Source organism: Nocardia sp. NPDC051832, assembly GCF_040681285.1.
GTDB lineage: Bacteria > Actinomycetota > Actinomycetes > Mycobacteriales > Mycobacteriaceae > Nocardia.
This window is the reverse complement of sequence record NZ_JBFAYL010000001.1, coordinates 1,245,770-1,262,536: the sequence shown is the minus strand read 5'-3', so window position 1 is coordinate 1,262,536 and position 16,767 is coordinate 1,245,770. Positions and strand designations below refer to the sequence as shown.

Annotated in this window: 18 protein-coding genes and 1 tRNA gene; 9 read left to right on the top strand and 10 right to left on the bottom strand. The window is 67.9% G+C overall.

Annotation, left to right across the window (positions count from 1 at the left end; genetic code table 11):
• Positions 1–29 precede the first annotated feature (29 nt).
• From AB0M14_RS05555 to AB0M14_RS05545, 3 genes are all read left to right on the top strand, one after another.
• Positions 30–1,010 (top strand): DMT family transporter, encoded by a 981-nt coding sequence (locus tag AB0M14_RS05555; protein WP_364989115.1) that lies wholly within the window; start codon positions 30–32, stop codon positions 1,008–1,010.
• A gap of 111 nt (positions 1,011–1,121) precedes the next feature.
• Positions 1,122–2,108 carry a MauE/DoxX family redox-associated membrane protein gene (locus AB0M14_RS05550; protein WP_364989112.1) on the top strand — a complete coding sequence of 329 codons (987 nt, stop codon included), beginning with the start codon at positions 1,122–1,124 and terminating at the stop codon, positions 2,106–2,108.
• Between the two features lie 193 nt (positions 2,109–2,301).
• A complete protein-coding gene (locus tag AB0M14_RS05545; protein ID WP_364989110.1) occupies positions 2,302–2,640 on the top strand; it encodes a calmodulin in 339 nt (112 codons plus the stop codon).
• Between the two features lie 45 nt (positions 2,641–2,685).
• Here AB0M14_RS05545 and AB0M14_RS05540 read toward each other — a convergent pair whose 3' ends face one another.
• Both AB0M14_RS05540 and AB0M14_RS05535 read right to left on the bottom strand, forming a co-directional pair.
• Positions 2,686–4,248: an MBL fold metallo-hydrolase gene (locus AB0M14_RS05540; RefSeq protein WP_364989108.1), complete on the bottom strand. Its 1,563-nt coding sequence runs from the start codon at positions 4,246–4,248 to the stop codon at positions 2,686–2,688.
• A gap of 40 nt (positions 4,249–4,288) precedes the next feature.
• The gene (locus tag AB0M14_RS05535; protein WP_364989106.1) at positions 4,289–5,173 is read right to left on the bottom strand and encodes a hypothetical protein; all 885 of its coding nucleotides are present in this window, start codon (positions 5,171–5,173) and stop codon (positions 4,289–4,291) included.
• 134 nt (positions 5,174–5,307) lie between these two features.
• On the opposite strand from AB0M14_RS05535, the gene AB0M14_RS05530 reads away from it, so the two are divergent.
• Positions 5,308–6,045 carry a lysophospholipid acyltransferase family protein gene (locus tag AB0M14_RS05530; RefSeq protein ID WP_364989104.1) on the top strand — a complete coding sequence of 246 codons (738 nt, stop codon included), beginning with the start codon at positions 5,308–5,310 and terminating at the stop codon, positions 6,043–6,045.
• Between the two features lie 55 nt (positions 6,046–6,100).
• Here the strand turns inward: AB0M14_RS05530 and AB0M14_RS05525 are convergent, their stop codons facing one another.
• Positions 6,101–6,523: a TIGR03618 family F420-dependent PPOX class oxidoreductase gene (locus tag AB0M14_RS05525; protein WP_364989101.1), complete on the bottom strand. Its 423-nt coding sequence runs from the start codon at positions 6,521–6,523 to the stop codon at positions 6,101–6,103.
• Positions 6,524–6,606: 83 nt separating this feature from the next.
• Positions 6,607–7,482: a helix-turn-helix domain-containing protein gene (locus tag AB0M14_RS05520; protein ID WP_364989099.1), complete on the bottom strand. Its 876-nt coding sequence runs from the start codon at positions 7,480–7,482 to the stop codon at positions 6,607–6,609.
• Positions 7,483–7,568: 86 nt separating this feature from the next.
• On the opposite strand from AB0M14_RS05520, the gene AB0M14_RS05515 reads away from it, so the two are divergent.
• Positions 7,569–8,429, top strand: coding sequence for an NAD(P)H-binding protein (locus tag AB0M14_RS05515; protein ID WP_364989096.1), 861 nt, complete (start codon positions 7,569–7,571; stop codon positions 8,427–8,429).
• A 34-nt stretch (positions 8,430–8,463) separates the two neighbouring features.
• On the opposite strand, the gene AB0M14_RS05510 is transcribed toward AB0M14_RS05515, so the two are convergent.
• Positions 8,464–9,054: a hypothetical protein gene (locus tag AB0M14_RS05510; protein WP_364989094.1), complete on the bottom strand. Its 591-nt coding sequence runs from the start codon at positions 9,052–9,054 to the stop codon at positions 8,464–8,466.
• Positions 9,055–9,178: 124 nt separating this feature from the next.
• On the opposite strand from AB0M14_RS05510, the gene AB0M14_RS05505 reads away from it, so the two are divergent.
• From AB0M14_RS05505 to AB0M14_RS05495, 3 genes are all read left to right on the top strand, one after another.
• On the top strand, positions 9,179–9,832 hold the full coding sequence (locus AB0M14_RS05505; protein ID WP_364989093.1) for an HAD family hydrolase: 654 nt from the start codon (positions 9,179–9,181) through the stop codon (positions 9,830–9,832).
• Positions 9,833–9,927: 95 nt separating this feature from the next.
• A tRNA-Gly gene (locus AB0M14_RS05500) sits at positions 9,928–9,999 on the top strand.
• 66 nt (positions 10,000–10,065) lie between these two features.
• Entirely contained in the window at positions 10,066–11,022 is a 957-nt protein-coding gene (locus tag AB0M14_RS05495) for a purine nucleoside permease (protein ID WP_364989091.1), read from the top strand.
• Between the two features lie 53 nt (positions 11,023–11,075).
• Here AB0M14_RS05495 and AB0M14_RS05490 read toward each other — a convergent pair whose 3' ends face one another.
• The 5 genes from AB0M14_RS05490 to AB0M14_RS05470 all read right to left on the bottom strand — a co-directional run bounded on the left by AB0M14_RS05490 (position 11,076) and on the right by AB0M14_RS05470 (position 16,218).
• Positions 11,076–13,325 (bottom strand): heavy metal translocating P-type ATPase, encoded by a 2,250-nt coding sequence (locus tag AB0M14_RS05490; RefSeq protein ID WP_364989089.1) that lies wholly within the window; start codon positions 13,323–13,325, stop codon positions 11,076–11,078.
• Positions 13,326–13,387: 62 nt separating this feature from the next.
• Positions 13,388–14,311 (bottom strand): hypothetical protein, encoded by a 924-nt coding sequence (locus AB0M14_RS05485; RefSeq protein WP_364989087.1) that lies wholly within the window; start codon positions 14,309–14,311, stop codon positions 13,388–13,390.
• Between the two features lie 70 nt (positions 14,312–14,381).
• Positions 14,382–14,600, bottom strand: a complete 219-nt coding sequence (locus AB0M14_RS05480; protein ID WP_364989084.1) for a heavy metal-associated domain-containing protein — start codon at positions 14,598–14,600, stop codon at positions 14,382–14,384.
• Between the two features lie 146 nt (positions 14,601–14,746).
• Positions 14,747–15,448, bottom strand: a complete 702-nt coding sequence (locus AB0M14_RS05475; RefSeq protein ID WP_364989082.1) for a sterol desaturase family protein — start codon at positions 15,446–15,448, stop codon at positions 14,747–14,749.
• A gap of 23 nt (positions 15,449–15,471) precedes the next feature.
• Positions 15,472–16,218, bottom strand: a complete 747-nt coding sequence (locus AB0M14_RS05470; RefSeq protein WP_364989079.1) for a GntR family transcriptional regulator — start codon at positions 16,216–16,218, stop codon at positions 15,472–15,474.
• Between the two features lie 114 nt (positions 16,219–16,332).
• Between AB0M14_RS05470 and AB0M14_RS05465 the strand changes: the two genes are divergently transcribed.
• Positions 16,333–16,767 (top strand): NUDIX hydrolase, encoded by a 435-nt coding sequence (locus tag AB0M14_RS05465; protein WP_364989077.1) that lies wholly within the window; start codon positions 16,333–16,335, stop codon positions 16,765–16,767.

Genomic DNA, 16,767 nt, shown 5'->3' with positions numbered 1-16,767 from the left:
TGGGGTGGGGGCGGCGGTAGCGTGCGGGGGTGGATGGGCGCGCGCGGTTGGGGGTGGTGTTCGGGTTCTGTATCGGGGTTGGGGTGGCGGTGCAGAGTCGGGTCAATGGGGCGTTGGGGGTGCGGCTGCATGATGGGATCGCTGCTGCGGCTGTGAGTTTCGGGGTGGGGCTGGTGGTTCTGGGGGTCGTGTTCGGGGTTAGTGGGCGGTTGCGGGCGGGGGTCGGGCGGTTGCGGCGGGGGGTGGCCGCGGGGGTGGTCCGGCCTTGGCAGTTGGCTGGGGGGTTGTGTGGGGCGTTGTTTGTTGCTTGTCAGGGGCTGACGGTGGGGGCGATCGGGGTTACCGCGTTTACGGTGGCGGCGGTGGCGGGGCAGTTGGTGAGCAGTTTGGTGGTGGATCGGCTGGGGGTGGCGCCCAGTGGGCGTACTCCGGTTACTGCCATGCGGATTGGTGGTGCTGGGCTGGCGGTGGGTGCGGTGTTGCTGGCGGGGTTGAATCGGTCCGGCGGGTCGGGGGGTGGGCTCGCGCTGCCGGATTCGATGCAGGTTGTTCCTTCGATGCTGCTTGTCGTGCTTCCTGCGCTGGCGGGGGTCGGGTTGGCTTGGCAGCAGGCCGTGAATGGGCGGGTCGGGGCGGTTGGCGGGCCGTTTTCGGCTGCCTTGGTGAATTTCGGTGTGGGGCTGGTCGCGTTGCTCGTGATCGAATCGGTGGTGCTGATCGGTATCGGCAGGCCTGCTGAATTCCCCACGCAGCCATGGCTTTACCTCGGCGGACTGATCGGCGTCGCTTTCATCGCGCTGGCTGCGCTGACCGTGCGCTGGATCAGCGTTCTGCTGTTCGGCCTCACCTCGGTGGCGGGTCAGCTCACTGCCGCGCTGGCTCTCGATCTGCTGACGCCCACCGGTGCGAAGATATCGCCGCTCTCGGTGCTCGGCTGTTTGTTGACGCTGGTGGCCGTCGTCGTCGCGGCCCGCCGCGGGGATCAGCGGGCGGGCGCGATCACACGCTGAGAACGGGCCGGCCGCCCGACAGTCAAACCGTACGGTCAGGCGGCGATATGGTCGAAAATTGTTCTCGCCATTCATATTTCACCGACGCGCGGTGTATGGGATGGTGCGGTCATGGCCGAGTACGGGGTGTGGGTCGTGCGGTTAGGGCTGGCTGTGGTGTTCGGGCTGGCGGCTTGGGGGAAACTGGCGGATCGGGTGGGCGCGCGGCAGGCGGTGGTTGATTTCGGAGTGCCGGTCCGGTGGGGGCCCGCGGTGGCGTGGGGGTTGCCGGTGGTGGAGGCGGGATTGGCGGTGGGCCTGCTGGTCCAGTGGACGGCCGCGGCGGCCGCTGTCCTCGCGATGCTGGTGCTGGGTGTGTTCACCGCGGCGATGGCAAGGCTACTGGCGCAAGGGAAGCGGCCCGCATGCTCGTGTTTCGGCGCGTCGAGCACCGCGCCGATCGGCCGGCGGACGCTGGTGCGTAATGCGGTGTTGCTGCTTCTCTCGTTGCTCGCAGCGGCGGGGTCGATGGTATCTCCGGACGCTCCGGGCCGACTGCCGACCGACCACGCCGTCGGAATGGCAGTGGTCGCGGTACTGATCGCGGTGCTGGTGTGGATGACCGGCCAGGTTCAAGCCCTTCGGCGGCGACTGGATGAGCAGGCTTTGTCCACGCTGGGAGCGGAGGGCCTGCCGGCGGGCGCGGTGGCCCCGGAGTTCGAACTGCTGGGGACCGCCGGCGATCGAGTGAGCCTCGCGGAGTTGCTGACTCAGGGACGGCAGGTGCTGCTGGTGTTCGTCCATCCGGGCTGTGAGATGTGCGCGGCCCTGGCCCGGGAGTTGCCGCGCTGGCAGAACCGGACCGCCCAGGCCTTGCGCATCGCGGTGGTGGGCAACGGCGATCCGGACGAGCACGCGGAGTGGGGCCGGGCGCAGGGGCTCGGCGAGATACCGGTGCTGGTGCAGCAGGGCAACGAGGCCGCGCTGCGATATCGAGTGCGGGGCACGCCCTCGGCGGTGCTGATCGACGCGCAGGGCCGGGTGGCGGCGCCGGTGGCGCGGGGTGCGATGGCGGCCCGGGAATTGATCATGCGAGCGAAAACGGCTGTCCGGCAATGAATGCCGCGGAGAACGGGCCGCTGGTCGAGACCGCTGAACTATGAACTCCAGTCCGCCCGGTTTGTCTGATTAATACGGGGCGGTACTCTAATTCTTCTGCCGCACAATCGATTTCGGCAAATATAGCCGATTGTCCGTCGATACCATCGAAGAGCAAGGATCTACCCGCCGACCAGCAACGAGGTGAAAGATAATGGCGGACTTCGCGTTTACCGACTACTCCGGCAAAGAATTCGTTATCCGGCTGACCAACGAGCAACGCATCTCCGAGGCGCGCCGCATCCTCTCCGGCGAGGAAACCATGTCGATCCACGTCATGGGCCGTATCCGGAAGACTCAGGTCGAGTACAACCCGGGCTGGAGCTTCCATCTGGACCCCGACACCATCACCTTCTTCACGATGGCCATCGAGGTCTGCGATTCCAGCATCACTTATACCGAGGATCATCTCGACGAGGCGTGCGGCGCCTTCCTGCCGGGCTGCTTCTGGTGTCCGTGGTCTTCGCGACTGACCCGCGAACTCACGGCCTGACAAAACAAACAAGGGCCGGTCCGGCGCCGCACCGGCCCCCGGTACTCAGAGTTTGCGGCTGCGCAGCTCGTGACCCTTGGAGGTCTTGCAGCGCCCCGACTCCAGATCCCACTGCCAGCCGTGCAGGTTGCAGGTGAGGGTAGTTCCTTCCACCACACCGAACTTCGACAGATCCGCCTTCAGGTGCGGGCAGCGGCGCTGCACCTCGTAACCACCGAGTTCGGTGGACGCGGTGTCGTCGTGCGCCTCGGAGAACCAGCCGTCGGCATAGGCGATGCGCTCATCGGTGAGACATTTGAAGAACGTGTACAGGAATTCGTTGTATCCGCCGATCCGCCACGCCTGGAATCGGGTGGACAGGAAGATGGTGTTCACCCAGTCCGGTTCGTTGTCGCGCAGCACGGTGCGCACCAGGTCGGGCGCGATGCGGAAACCGTAGCGGTACTTGCCTTCACCCTCGATCGGCGCGCGCACGACCCGCTTCGGGAAGTCCAGCACCACGGTCTCCTCGCCGAGCACCAGCCCGACGGGGTAGCCGATGCCGTCGCAGATCAGGTCCGACTGCGCCATGATCGGTTCGAACAGCGCCTTGAGCGGTTCCAGGAACGGTTCGGAACCCGTTGCCCAGGAAGCTTTTTCGGCAACCAGCACGGGCGCGAGCCGCTGCGCCATAGCCGCGATGTAGTCGGCTTTGTGGTCGTAGATCGCCGCCGGATCGGTCGGATGCGTCAGCCCCGACAGATCTTTGCCGTGCACCTCGGCGACCGATCCCGGGATCATCAGGATCCCGCCGGGGTTCCCGTGGATCTGCATCTGCTCCAGGAACGTCATCTGATCCGGGAAGATATTGCCCTCGTCGCCGCGATCGTCGTTGAGGTAGCGCAGTTCGTCGTCGAGGAACACCGGGGGACCGGCCGAGGGCACCACCCAGGTCGCGCCGACCTGCTCGATGTAGCTGCGCGCCCGGTCCATACCGCGCTGCCGCTTCTGCTTGCCGAAGTTGGACTTGGTGCGCGACGGGATGTCGTAGACCATCGGGTACCAGATCGCGCCGGAGTATTGCAGCAGGTGCACGTCGATGTGGCCGAACGCGTCGTGCACCACGTCCATGTCGACGGGACGGGCGTCGTTCATGTTGAAACAGGTGGTCTCGCCGTCGGAGACGATCAGGCCGGAGTCGCCGATCGGCCCGTCGGCGGGTGCGCGCAACGCCACGATCATGATGTCGAGCGTCGCGTCCGCGGGGACGCCCGCGCGCCACGGCAGGCCGATCAGCGAGTGCTTGGTCGAATCATTGGTCTCGAAGAACCGGTGGAAGCCGAGCTTCACCAGTTCCCGGCGCAGGTCCGGCACCGGATAGTCCGGCAGCAGCACGGTCGCGTCCTTATTGACCTTCTCGGCCAGCAGTTTCGCGTCGAAGTGGTCGCGGTGCAGATGCGAGACGTAGAGGAAGTCGCAATTGCCCAGATCGTCCCAGTCCAGCTGGGTGTTGTCGGGGAACGGGAACCACGAACCGAAATACGCGGGGTTGACCCAGGGATCGCAAAGGATCGTCCCGGCCGCGGTGCGGATGTGGAATCCGGCGTGTCCGACGCTGGTGATCTGCACGAGCTGCTCCTCCTACCGTTACCAGTCACCCAGGGTACGGCTAGCCCGAAACATCCCCGATGCAGTACCCCTCCGCCTGTTCGACCAGGGTAAATGTACGCGTCTGGGTGACGCCCGAGGAATTGGTGACCGGCACGGTCACGGCGATGTAGTCCCCGCGCACGCGCTCGGAACTGATCTGCTGATCAGCGAACTTGATGCTGCCGGTGAGGCGGCCGGGGTTGTTGAACAAGGGTGCGGGGACGGGTTTGCCGGTGCCGTTGGGGTCCCAGGTGGCCGGGCTCGCCGGGCAGACCAGCGGGTAGTCGCCTTCTTTGTCGGCGGGGTCGACGGGTGTGCCGACGAATCGCGAGAGGTAGCGGCGGACCGTGTGCCGGGCGTCGGCGTCGTCATATCCGGCCTGGGTACCCGCCGGGAAGACACGCGGGCAGGCGTAGCCGGAGGTGACCGCGTCCCGTTCCGCGGTGACGGTCACTTCGGTGCCCTTCCAGGTCACGGTGTTCTTGGTGGCGGTGCCCGGCTCGGCCAGCGCCGCCAGGATGGCCGCCTCGTCGGCGTACATGGCCTGCGCGCTCCGCGGTGGGATGATCCAGCACTTGTCCTGCAGCTCGGCAAGGGTTTTCGAGCCCAGGTCCGCGGCCCAGCGCTGCAACGCGGGCGCGGCCTCGGGCACGCCGGGCACCACGCCGACCGGCGGCGCGTCCGCGGGCGGCGGAGCCAGGGTGGAGGTCGCCGGCGTGGGGATCGCCGCCGGGGGAGTGGTGCGAGCCGGAGCGGCAACGGGACTGGGTTCGTCGCCGGGGATTCCGGCGACGGAATCGCAGCCGGTGAGCAGAAGCGCCGCCGCCAGGCCGCTCAGCAGCACCCGCCGCTCGCGTGGTGCTTTCCGTACGCAGACAGGCGATTTCGGCCGAGCGCGTTCCACTTCGACGATCCTCTTCCTTCACTCGGAATTGCGGTGCTCACTTTGCCGTATGGGTTGCCGCCGCGCTACCGCTGCCCGACCCGCAGACCTCGCCTCTGCCGCATCCGCGGTGGTGCGACTACGCTAGCGGACTTGTGGAACCCGTCTACCGGACGATCATCGGGCTGGCCCGTACCGTCTTCTTCGTCGAAGGTCTGAAGTTCACCGTCAAGGGCGCGGAGAACATTCCCGCCTCGGGTGGCGCCGTGCTCGCGGTCAACCACACCGGCTACATGGACTTCACCTATGCCGGCCTGCCCGCGCGCACCCCCAAGCGCTACATCCGGTTCATGGCCAAGAAGGAAGTGTTCGACAACTCGATCTCCGGCCCGATCATGCGGGCGCTGAAGCACATTCCGGTGGACCGGGGCGCCGGCGCCGACTCCTACCAGGCCGCCGTCGACTACCTGAAGCGCGGTGAACTCGTCGGCGTCTACCCCGAGGCGACGATCAGCCGCAGCTTCGAGATCAAGGAATTCAAGTCCGGCGCGGCCCGCATGGCCCTCGAATCCGGGGTGCCGATCATCCCGATCGTCATCTGGGGCGCGCAGCGGGTCTGGACCAAGGGTTTCCCGAAGCGCCTGGGCCGCACCAACACTCCGATCTCCATCGCCGTCGGCAAGCCGATCCAGCCCTACGAACCGGCCGCCGACCTGACCGCCGAACTCCGCTCCACCATGCAGGCCATGCTCCTGGACCTGCAGCAGGACTACGTCCATGAACCCGGCGCCTACTGGGTCCCCGCCCGCCTCGGCGGCAGCGCCCCCACCCTCGAGGAAGCCGACGCCCTCGACGCCGCCGAGATCGCCGCCCGCCGGAAGTCAGCCGAATAAGCGGGACATGACCGAGGCGAACTCCGAGTAGCGCCCTCGCTCATGTCCCACCTGACTAGGAGGCCCAGGGGCCGATGCCGCCGACCTTGTCGATGCGGATGCGGGTGAGGAGGCCGGGAGGGGCGTCCTTGGGCGGGAAGTCGACGTTCGGGCTGGCGAGGGTTTGGGCCAGTTCCGTGAGGAGTTCGGGGGCGCCGCCTTCGACGACTCGGGCGGTGCCCTTGATGGCCAGGTAGGGGCGCATCAGTTCGCCGGGTTCCTGGGCCAGGATCGTCACCGCGACCCGGCTGTCCCGTCGGACATTGCGGACCTTGAGGTATTCGCCCAGGTGCGCGGTCACCAGCTCATCGCCGTCGGGCGTCTCCTGCAAGGCCACCCACACGACAGAGACCTGCGGGCTCCCATCGGCGTTGACCGTCACCAGCGTGGCGTCGGCCCCCGCGCCGATCAGTTCACGTGCGGAATCATCAAGTCGCATGCGTACTAGCAACACTCGCGAGCAGGATTCATTCCTGCGGGCTGCCACGGGCACACCGCGGACGAGCCAGGGTGTGGCCTCGGTCAGCCAGGGGCCTGGCAGGGGGTCGGGGCAGGGCGGTGGCCCTGGATGAACTTGGCTGGTGGCACGCCCATGAGGGTGCGGAAGTCGGCGGTCATGTGGGACTGGTCGTAGTAGCCCGAATTCGCGGCGATCTGAGCCCAAGGAGTGTCCCCAGCGTGCGCGAGGACGGTCCGGACCCGGCCGATGCGCGCGAAGTGCTTCGGGGAGACACCGACCCCCGAGGTGAAAAGGTTGCGGAGCTGGCGCTCGCTGACGGACAGGTCGGTGGCCAGCGTGTGGACCGGAGTCGATGCGGTGCTGAGGGATTCGACCGCGGCGTGCAGCAGGCTGCGGTGCGCGCGGCCGGTGGCGTCGTCGGAGACGCGCTGTGGGAGGACGGATTCCAGAAACGGGAAGACTTCCGCCGGGGCGAGTGCGGACAGTTCGGCGACGAGATCCGCGGCGATGCCCGGGAGGTCTTCAAGGCGGTACATCCGGTTGGCCAGGTCGACGGCGGGAACGCCGAGGAGTTGGCGAGTGGCTCCCGGAGCCAGGCGCAGACGCACGCAGCCCGCGGGTTTGTCGGTGACGGAGTACCGGGCCCGGGTCTGCGGTCCGAGAACCATCGCATGCCGGTAGCCGGACTGTTCGGTGGGCAGCACGATCGTCGTCGCGGTCTGCGGGACATGGGTGAACGGCGCCGACACGTCCGTGACGGTCGGGATAAACCCGAGCTCGGTGATCCACGGCCGCAACGATTCCGGTGCCCGCATCGTCGACTCGACAAGGTCGGTGGTCAGCACCTGCCGAGGCGTGATGCCTGCGGTGACGAGCACGTCGTCCCGGGCCGGCGGCGTCGGGCCGGTCTCCGGCGCGAGAAGTTGCTGCGTGCTCACCGGACCCACTGTAGAGAATTTCCGCTGTGCCGACCGTGCCGAATTCTCCTATAGGTGAGGGGGTGGGTGGCGGCAGGCTCGGATTCATGATTCTGGTTACCGGTGCCACGGGCACTATCGGCAGTGAGATCGTTCGGCAGTTGGCGGAGCGGGAGGTGAAAGTTCGCGCGGTGACGCGGGATCCGGGGCGGGCACAGGCGCCCGAGGGTGTCGAGGTGGTGCGCGGTGATTACACCGACGGCGCGTCGATGGCGGCCGCGATGGCGGGAGCGGAGGCGGTGTTCCTGGTGGGCGTGCTCGGCCCCGAGGACGCCGAGACCGATCGGGCGCTGGTCGACACCGCGCGGCAGGCGGGGGTGCGACGGCTCGTGAAACTGTCCGCGATCGGGACCGGGGAGCCGGGGCTCGGCGACTTCAGCACCTGGCATCTGCCCGGCGAGAACGCCGTCCGCGACAGCGGTTTGGAATGGACCATCCTGCGCCCCACCTCATTCGCCACCAACACCCTGAGCTGGGCCGACGCCGTTCGCTCCGGCCAGCCGGTGCCCAACCTCACCGGCACCGGAACCCAGGGCGTCATCGATCCACGCGACATCGCCGCGGTAGCGGTGGAAGCCCTTGTCTCCGCAAAGCATTCGGACAACCTGTACACCCTCACCGGTCCCGAACTGCTCAGCGGGCCGGACCAGGCCGCCATCCTCGCCGAGATCCTCGGCCGCCCGGTCGATGTCGCCGACATCCCGCATTCCGTTGCCGCCGAACACATGCGGGCCGCAGGAATGTCCCCGCAGTACGTCGAGGGCGCGCTCGCGGGCCAGGCCTACGTCCGCTCCGGTGACAACGCCGTACTCACCGACGATGTCGAGACGGTTCTCGGCCGCCGGCCCTATACCTACGCCGATTGGGTCGCGGCCAACGTCGCCGCTTTCACTCCGGACCGGGAATGACCGTGCGCAACGGGTGAGCTGACGGAGGTAAGTATCAGGCGGGCGGGCCCTGTTCGGCGGGCGGCGGCGGGGTGATCTGCTGCATGCCGACGGTGAATCCGATGATTGCTCCCGCGACGAATCCGACTATCAAGGTGATCGGCATGAGCAGGCCGAGGGTGAACATGCCGAGCACCAGTCCGACGAGCATGCCGGCGATGGCGCCGACCACGAGTCCGATGGCAGGGGCGCTCGGCCCGGTGATCTGGGGTGCGTTGACGTTCGCGGCGACCGGATCCGCGGTCAGTGTGCGGCCGTCGTTGCTGATCTTCGGCTGCCAGGAAACCTTTTCGCCCTGGACGTCGAGGGTCAGCGGCGCGCTCGCGACGACGGCTCCGGAGCTGTTGGTGACGGTGAGCTTTTCGTCGGTGAGGGTGAAGATCCCATTGGCGAGCGTGGTCACGATCGGGCCGCGGCCGTCCTGCAAAATCGTGTAGTCGATGCCGTCGTCGGTGAGTGCGAGGGCTACCGGAGTCGCACTGATTTCGCTTGCCGCCGTAGCAGGTTCGGCGTATGCGGTGCCTCCGGTGATCGCCACCGCGGAGATTGCCAGCAAGGCTGTGGCGGCGAACTTCTTGATTCTCATGAAACCGATCCCCTGTGTGAAGACGAAGCGCAGTGCCTCGTGAGCGCGACGTTAACACCCCTAAACGACATCGGGCGAAACTTGCCTGGATTCCCGCTCCGCCGGGCACCGATACGCTGTTCCGATGATCAAGGTGGTGGTGTTCGACGTCGGCGAGACGCTCATCGATGAGACGCGGATCTGGTCACGGTGGGCCGACCGGCTCGGCGTGCCGCGGTTCGCGCTGCTCGGGGTGATCGGCGGGATGGCGGCGACAGGCCGCCCGCTCACCGACGCGTTCGAGCTGGTCTCGCCGGGTATCGATGTGGCGGCGGAGCAGATCGCCTGGGCCGCGGACGAACCCGGCAGCCTGCGGGTCAACTTCGACGCCGATGACCTGTACCCGGATGTGCGCCGGGCGCTGGCCGAGCTGCGCAGCCGCGGACTGCGGCTGATCATCGCGGGAAATCAGCCGCCGCAGGCGAAGTCGGCGCTGGAGCGGATGGACCTCCCGGTGGACGGCATCTACACCTCCGACGAATGGGATCTGCACAAGCCGGACGCCAAGTTCTTCTTGAAGGTCGCCGAGGTAGCGGGCGTACGACCGGAGCAGATCTGCTACGTCGGCGATCGCATCGACAACGACATCCTGCCCGCGCACGCCGCGGGCATGAAACCGGTCTTGATCCGCCGCGGCCCCTGGGGCTATCTGCATGCCGAACTGCCGCAGGCCACCCGCTACGGCACGGTCGTCGACAACCTCGACGCCCTGCCGGACCTGCTCGCTCCCGCCCCCTGAGCCCAGGCTGTTGACCAGCGGATTTCAATATTCGCCGGGTACCGGCTAAAGTTCTTGTTCGCACGATGGTGCCGGTTTCCGGCGCTGGCGGGCGTGCGGATGTAGCGCAGTGGTAGCGCATCACCTTGCCAAGGTGAGGGTCGCGAGTTCGAATCTCGTCATCCGCTCTCAGGGTCGAATTCCTGGACCGTCAGGTCCGTTCATTCCAGACGTCCGCGACATACGATCGCGCGATGACGCTACGTTGCTGGAAGATTGCCGCGGCTCTGGCCGTGGCCGGCACGCTGGTCGCCGGTTGCGCGGGAGACGACAAGTCCGAGAACAAGGTCGATGTCGGCGTGCTGATCATCACCATGTTCGATCCGGAGCATCGGGCCTGGCTGGCCCGGGAGTCGCTGCCGATCAGCGTGAAACTGCCGACCGTGGACAAGCCGGTGCAGTGCAATGCCGACGGGCTGTGCGTCATCCAGACCGGACAGGGGAAATCCAACGCCGCCGCCACCATGATGGCCGCGCTGAACAGCCCGAAGTTCGACTTCTCGCGCGCCTACTTCCTGACCACCGGCATCGCCGGCACCCCGCCCGATCAGGGCACCCTCGGCTCGGCGGCCTGGGCCCGCTGGGTCGTCGACTTCGATCTGGGCAACCACCTCGACCCCGCCGAGGCCCCGGAGGTCCCCTTCGGCTTCCGCCCGGTCGAGAAGTACGACACCGCCGCCTACCACCTCGACGACGCCCTGGTGGACACCGCGTTCCGCCTCACCGAACGGATCCGGCTGGCCGACAGCGAAGCCGCGGCCGCCGAACGCGCCCAGTATCCAGGGCAAGCCGGCCGCGTCCCGTCGGTCATGAAGTGCGACACCATCACCGGCGACGACTACTTCTCCGGCAAACGGCTCTCCGACACCGCCGGCTACATCATGGGCGTGCGTACCCAAGGCGAAGGCACCTACTGCACCACCCAAATGGAAGACAGCGCCACCGCGACGGCCCTGTCCCGCCATGGCTACCTCAACCGCTACCTCTCCCTGCGCACCGTCAGCAATTTCGATCAGCCGCATCCCGGCCAAACCGTCGTCGAACATCTCGACGCCAAGAGCGACGGCTTCCGTCTGGCCCTGGACAACCTCTACACCCTCGGGCGTCCAGTGGCCGGCCATCTGCTGCAGAACCGGCCACCGAGCCGCTGAAACCGAGCAAGGGCGGGACGGCTGAATGCCGTCCCGCCCTTGCTCGTTCGCGGTTATGCCGCGGTGGAGCGGAAGCCGCGCAGGCGCAGGCTGTTGGTGACGACGAAGACCGAACTGAAGGCCATCGCGGCACCGGCGAGCATCGGGTTCAGCAGGCCCGCCATCGCCAGCGGGATCATGGCGATGTTGTAAGCGAACGCCCAGAACAGGTTGCCCTTGATGGTGCCGAGGGTCTTGCGGGACAGGCGAATCGCGTCCGCCGCCGCCCGCAGGTCACCGCGAACCAGGGTGAGGTCGCTGGCCTCGATGGCGACATCGGTGCCGGTGCCCATGGCCAGGCCGAGATCGGCTTGCGCCAGGGCGGCCGCGTCGTTGACGCCGTCGCCGACCATCGCGACGACCTTGCCTTCGGCTTGCAGCCGCTTGACGGTGTCGACCTTGTCCTGCGGCATGACCTCCGCGATGACCTCGTCGATACCGACCTCGTCCGCGATGGCGCGGGCCGCGGCGGCGTTGTCGCCGGTCAGCATGATCGGGGTCAAGCCGAGCGCCTTCAGCTGCGAAATCGCTTCGGCGGACGTCGGTTTCACCGCGTCGGCGACCACCAGCACACCGCGGGCCCGGCCGTCCCAGCCGACGGCGACGGCGGTCTTGCCCTCGGCTTCGGCGGTGTGGACGGCGCGTTCCAGGTCGGCGTCCAGGTGCTGGGACCAGTCGGCCAGCAGCCGGACCCGGCCGACGAGCACCGCGTGCCCGTCCACCATGCCTTGCACGCCGAGACCTTCGATATTCGTGAAGTCCTGCACCGGCTTCAGCGTGCCGACCTTGTCGCGAGCACCCCTGGCGATGGCCTGGGCGATGGGGTGTTCCGAGGAATCCTCCAGTGCGCCCGCCAGTTCCAGCACCTCGGCGGCGTCTTCGCCGTCGGCGGCGACGACATCGAGCAGCGTCATCTTGCCCGTGGTGACCGTGCCGGTCTTGTCCAGCACGATGGTGTCCACGCGCCGCGTGGATTCCAGCACCTCGGGCCCCTTGATCAGGATGCCGAGCTGCGCGCCGCGCCCGGTGCCGACCATCAGCGCGGTCGGCGTGGCCAGGCCCAGGGCGCACGGGCAGGCGATGATCAGCACCGCGACCGCGGCGGTGAAGGCCGCGGCGACGGAACCGCCGGTGCCGAGCCAGAATCCGAGCGTGGCCACCGCCAGGGCGATCACGATCGGCACGAAGATCCCGGAGATCTTGTCGGCCAGGCGCTGGGCCTGCGCCTTGCCGGTCTGCGCGTCCTCGACCAGCCGGGCCATCTGCGCCAGCTGGGTGTCGGAGCCGATCCTGGTGGCGCGCACCACGATCCGGCCGCCGACATTGACGGTCGCACCGACCACGGTGTCCTCGGGTGCGACCTCGACCGGCACCGATTCGCCGGTCAGCATGGACGCGTCGACCGCCGAGGAACCCTCGACCACCACGCCATCCGTCGCGATCTTCTCACCGGGCCGAACCACGAACCGATCACCGACGGCCAACTGCTCCACCGAAATCCGCTGCTCGGACCCGTCGCGCAGCACCGAGACCTCCTTGGCGCCGAGTTCGAGCAGCGCGCGCAGCGCGGCGCCGGCACGGCGCTTGGACCGGGCCTCGAAGTACCGTCCGGCCAGAATGAACGTGGTCACGCCGGCGGCGGCTTCGAGGTAGATATTGCCGGTGCCGTCCATCCGGGAGATGGTGAGCTCGAACGGGTGCTTCATGCCGGGCGTGCCGGCGGTACCCCAGAACAGCGCGTACAGCGACCACGCGAACGCGGCCAGCGTGCCCATCGACACCAGGGTGTCCATGGTGGCGGCGCCGTGCCGCAGGTTGGTCCAGGCGGCCTGGTGGAACGGCAGCGCGCCCCACACCACCACCGGCGCGGCCAGGGTCAGCGAGAGCCACTGCCAGTTGGTGAATTGCAGCGCCGGGATCATCGCCATGGCGATCACCGGGACGGTGAGGACCAGCGAAACCAGCAGCCGGGTCCGCAAGGAAGCGGTCGGGTCGGGTTCGGCGACGGCGGCTTCCGGCTCCGAAACCGGGGGAGCGGGCAGGGCCGCGGTGTATCCGGTCTGTTCGACGGTAGCGATCAAATCCTCGGGCGATACATCGCCGGTGAAATGCACGCGCGCTTTTTCGGTCGCGTAATTCACCGTCGCGGTGACGCCGTCGAGTTTGTTGAGTTTCTTCTCGATGCGGTTGGCGCACGACGCGCAGGTCATCCCGCCGATCACCAATTCGACCTGCCCGGCGGACGGTTGTGTCACGGTGGTCATCGTAGGTTCCTTTCTGGGAAAAGCGGTTCAGCGGGGGTGCGGCCGAAGCTGTTCATTCGAGGTCAGTGCCCGTGGCCGGGCGCTGCCGGTTCGGGGTTGGGTGCGGGCGCCGGATCGGTGCTCTGGCCGACGCTGACGGTGAATTCGGCGGTGCGCACGACGCCTTCGTGCTGGAAGTCCAGGAACAGGCGGTAGTCGCCGGCGCTCGGGGCGTTGACGAAGAATGTGATGCCGGGACCCGCCGGGGTGACGCCGTCGCCCGGCGCACCTTCCGGATGGACGTGCAGGTAGGCGAGGTCGGCGGCGCGCAGCGCGACCAGGTGGCCGTAGGCGCCGAGGTAGGGCTGTAGGTCGGTGACCGGTTGTCCGTTGCGGGCGACCGCGAGGGTGACCTTCGAGGCGGCGCCGGGGGTGATCGTGCCGTTCAGCGTGACGCTGTAGTCACCGACGGTCGCGGTGCCGGCCGGGGCGGGTAGCGGCCGGGCGTCGTAGTTGCCCGCGACCCGCAGATCGCTGCCGAGGGTCAGGTTCGCGCCGCCCTCGGGGGTGAAGTCGGCGAAGACCCGGTAGTCGCCCGCGCGGCTGAGGTCCAGCGGGACGCTCCAGGTTCCGGTGCCGTCGAGCACCGGGTGGACGTGCTGGAAGGCGGCCATATCGCGACGGACCACGATCAGGTGCAGATCCTTGTCGTGGGCGCGGGTGTACCGGGTGACCGGGCGGCCCGCGCTGTCGAGGATCCGGAACCGTACGGGGGTATTCGCCGCGGCGGGCGCCTGGGGGCTGTCCAGGCGCAGGGTGTAGCCGGATTCGGTGACCATCAGCCCACCGGGCAGGTCCGCGCCCGGGGCGGGAGCGCCATGGGCGTTCGCGTCGTGGGTCTCGGGTGTGGCCGGTTCCGGGCCGAGCAGGGCCCCCGCGCCGATCGCGATCCCGAAGACCGCGGCCAGGCCGAGGGTGAAACCGGCGAATTTGGTGGTGGTGTTCATCGGATTGCTCCGTCGTAGTCGGTGGGGACCGCGGTGGCCCGGTCGAGCCGGGCCACCACGGTCCGGCGGGTCAAGCGGTTACCTGGTATCCGGCCTTGGTGACGGCCGCGGTGAGGGCTTCGCGGGTGACCGGGCCGGAGCTGTCGACGGTCACCAGTCCGCTGGCCAGGTCGATGTCGACAGAGGTGACCCCGTCGATCCGGCCGACCTCGGTGCGGACCGAGTTGGCGCAGCCGCCGCAGGTCATGCCGGTGACGGTGACGGTGGCGGTGCTGGCTGCGGTGCTCATGATGCTCTCCTCCGGTCTGTCGACGAACCTTCGCCGTCGCTCTGACGATTACCATACCCCCCTAGGGTATTTTGTCAACGGTTCGATTTCCGCGCAGCAAAAAAGGCGCCCCCACGTGCGTGGGGACGCCTTCGGTCGAGTTCGCGTCAGGTGCTCGGCTGGGCGTGCAGGTTGCGAGCGGTGGGCGAGGTCGCGGTGGCCGCCGGATCCGGATAAGTGCCGAAGAGGCGATCGGCGGTGCCGGAGCTGGTCACCGTGAACCAGTAGTGCTCGTTCTTGTAGTGGTGATGCCGGTGGTTCTTCCACACCGCCTTGTACAGAGCGGTTTTCGGCTTGTAATCGGTGTGGATGAGGTAGTGCGTCCACTCGTAGCCGAGCCCGATCACGGTGATGGTGAGCAAGAACGTCAGGCCGAGCCCCAGGCGCGGGAACGCCAACGCGGTCAGCGCGAGCAGCGCCACGATCACCACCACCAGCGATCGCGTGGGGATGAAGATCAGCGGGATATTGCGCGGATCCACATGATGCTCACGATGCTTCCGGGCCAGCTCACTGTCCAGCTGGAACGGGCCCAGACGCTTCGGCCGCCAGTGCAGCACCAGCACGTGGATCACCCATTCGAAGGCGGGGAACGCGGCGAGCATCAGCACGGGCAGCAGTGCGTCGGTGAGCTGCCAGTCGCCCACCGCGATGCGCAGCGTCAGCGCCGCTACCAGCGCCGTACCGATCATCCACGGCGAGGGATGCCGGGTGAACTCGCGGAACGCGGCACCCAGGGAAAGCCCCCGGCGCAGTGCCGGCTTCGGCTTCTGGGTCGAATCAGGCTGGGCTGGAACAGAATCGCTCATGGTGCTTCCTCGATGGCAGGTGATCACGCGCCGCCGAGGGCGCTGATCAGGGCATTGGTCGCCGGTTCGAGCAGGGCCCGAGCCTGTTTGGCGGCCTGTTTCGGCCGGCCCGCCACGATGGCGGCGGCCAGGTCGCGGTAGCCCGCGGTGTTGTCCACCTCGGCGGACATGATCGGGGCGAGTGCCGCGAGCGCGGGCTCGTAGGCCGCGCGCAGCATGTTGAACATCAGGCCGAACACGATGGAGTCGGCAGTGTCGACCACGTGATCCCAATACGCCAGCGCGTGCCGCTGCTTGGCGATCGGATCCGCTTCGGCGGCAAGGGCTTCGATGAGCCGATCGAATTCCGCGCGCACCTGGTCCGGATCGGTGGAGCCGGCCGTTTCGGGCGGCCTGCGAGCGACCGCTTCGGCGGCGAGCTCGGCGATCTTGGGCCCATTGTGCAGCCGCGCCTCCAGAATGCTGCGCGCCACCGTGGGCTCGAGCACGCCGGACCGCACCAGCAGCCGCGGCAGCACCTCCAGCCCGGCCCCGCGCCGATAGTCCAGCACCGTGGTCGCGTCGCCCTGCCGCACCGCGACCAGCCCGGCCGCGGCCAGCCGCTGCAACGCCTCCCGCACCGCCGGCCGCGACACCCCGAGCGCCTCGGCCAGCTGCCGTTCACTCGGCAGCGTGGCGCCCGGGGCGAGTTCACCACTGAGCACGTCCGCGGCGATCTGCTCGAACACATCCGCCGACACCGACCGCTTGACCACAGGTTGCAACGCCATGCCCCTACTGTGCGCCCTGATGGTCAGTTGGTCAAGTGGTAAGACCAATTCTGGTCGACCAGCCACCTCGCCGCCGAGCGTGGCAGACTCGACACCGGGAGGAGGGAGTGGGACATGACAGAACGCAACGGGGAGCAGCGGTGGACGGCGCACGCCCTGCCCATCCGCACCGGCAAAGTGCTACTGCTGCACCGCAACCCGACCTTGCCGCTGGGCGGATTATGGGACATTCCAGGCGGCTCGGTGGAGCCCGGTGAAAGCCCCGCCGACGCGGCCCGCCGCGAAGTCGCCGAGGAAACCGGACTGGACGTCCTGGTCACCGACGAGCTGACCCATTTCGTCAACCCGGACACCGCGGGCCGCGACATCGACTTCCACACGGTCACCTTCGGCTGCTTCGAGAACGAGATCAGCCGCGCGGTGCACCTACCGGACGACGAGCACGACGAATTCGAATGGATGACCTACGCGGAAGCCACGCACGTGCCACTGGTCTGGCACGTGCGCAAAACCCTCGACCACGCAGACGCCCTCGGCCTGCTGTCCTGA